Annotated in this window: 1 protein-coding gene; it reads right to left on the bottom strand. The window is 63.5% G+C overall.

The genetic code is table 11. The annotated features are described in order from the left end of the window. Positions 1 to 104 precede the first annotated feature (104 nt). Positions 105 to 334: GNAT family N-acetyltransferase (locus tag K5E40_RS34565; protein WP_188144551.1), on the bottom strand; the 230-nt coding region annotated here is incomplete at its 5' end.

The raw sequence follows: 334 nt of genomic DNA, 5'->3' as shown, positions 1-334 counted from the left end.
TCGACAACCTCTCGCGCAACCAAGACATCGCGGTCGGACTGCAAGTGATCTTGAAGCCACGGGCCCGTCCCACCCCGACATGGACCTCGATGCCCGAACGGACGTTAGATTTCGAGTTCTAGGCGTTCTGCGATGAAGGTTGGATCCCAGCCGGGATTGAAAGTGTCGACGTGGGTGAATCCGAGCCGCTCGTATAGGCCACGCAGGTTCGGGTGGCAGTCGAGCCGCAGCTTGGCGCACCCCTGCGTTCGCGCGGCATGGCGGCAAGCCTCGATCAGCGCGGAGCTGACACCCCGGCCCGCATGTGTCCGTCGCACCGCGAGCTTGTGCAGAT

It is taken from the genome of Pseudomonas baetica, from assembly GCF_019733355.1.
GTDB lineage: Bacteria > Pseudomonadota > Gammaproteobacteria > Pseudomonadales > Pseudomonadaceae > Aquipseudomonas > Aquipseudomonas baetica_A.
This window is presented reverse-complemented; position numbering and strand designations above follow the sequence as displayed.